Annotated in this window: 2 protein-coding genes; one reads left to right on the top strand and one right to left on the bottom strand. The window is 31.6% G+C overall.

All coding sequences use genetic code 11. The features are described from left to right. A partial coding sequence (locus tag AMO19_RS05075) for a prephenate dehydrogenase dimerization domain-containing protein (protein ID WP_146255932.1) occupies positions 1-228 on the top strand: 228 nt, incomplete at its 5' end. On the opposite strand, the gene AMO19_RS05080 is transcribed toward AMO19_RS05075, so the two are convergent. Beyond that, positions 218-1,204, bottom strand: a 987-nt coding sequence (locus AMO19_RS05080; protein ID WP_075507591.1) for an FAD-dependent oxidoreductase, incomplete at its 5' end; no start/stop codon positions are given. The genes AMO19_RS05075 and AMO19_RS05080 overlap by 11 nt on opposite strands.

The raw sequence follows: 1,204 nt of genomic DNA on the forward strand, positions 1-1,204 counted from the left end.
CAAAAATTAGCTGCTACAGGATTTGCTGACACTTCGAGAGTTGGCGGAGGCAATGAACAACTAGGCCTAGATTTAGCTATTAATAATCAGATTAATGTTTTAAATTCCATAAATAATTTTAAAAATAAGCTGAATATACTGGAATCTCTTATTAAAGAAAAAAATTGGGATTTACTTTCTAAAAAACTTGCTGAAGCAAAAGAAAACAGACAAAATTTTATAAACTAAAATTTTCTATACCTTTGGAAGCTAAAATTTGCCTTGAAACCATTAATGCGGACTGACTAACACCTGCAGTCCCCTCTCCTGGATAAATCGAATCTCCACATAACCATAAACCTTCAAAAGGTGTCCTACTTGATAATCCAAATAAACCAAAAATATCTGGATTTTGACCAAGCCCGCCTACTATTCCATTAGGTCTTTTTGTCCATTTTTCAAAGCCCAATGGAGTTGCTAATTCTCTATGTAGCCATTTTTCAGGATCAATATCAAATTGACTTTCCAATTCAAGGGATATTTTTTTCATGAAACCATTTTTTTTCTTTAAGTAAGTTTGTTTATCTAGATCAAACCAATCTTTAGTTTTGGTAAAGATACTGGCAATTAAAGTAACCTCACCTTTTGGCGCTCTTCCGTCACCATCATCACTAATTGATACAAATAACGAACAAAATTCTTTTGAAACAAATTGATAATGATTGGAGTATGTTTTTTTAATATGTTCCTTTTTTAATGCTGAATAAAAAACTACAGCTCCACTTGGATCAGGCAAATTATTAAGTCGATTTTTATAATTTTTTTTTCTTTCTAAAGGATCTTTCAAATGCTTGAGCAAAGATTGTGGAGGTGCGGTATAAATCACATCTTTTGCTTGATAAATAAATGATTTTTTTTTCGAATTAGCAGATAGTTGCCAACACATATTTACGTCGTCAAAAGTTATAGAATTGACTTCTTGTCCAAAAATTAAATTAACTCCAGTTTTAATTAATGAACTTTCTAATGATTCACTTAAAGACTGCATAGATTTTTTAAGATGCCACAGACCATGTGGCTGTTGACACATCTGAAGAACAGTAGATCCATATAATGCTGCAGTACTATAAACGTCCTCTTGAGAATAAAGTTTTAGTTGAAGATTTAAGAATCTAATCAAGCGCTCATTCTTGGATAATCCACATATCCGCAATAGATCAAAAAT

The organism is Prochlorococcus marinus (genome assembly GCF_001180245.1).
GTDB classification, from domain to species: domain Bacteria; phylum Cyanobacteriota; class Cyanobacteriia; order PCC-6307; family Cyanobiaceae; genus Prochlorococcus_A; species Prochlorococcus_A marinus_F.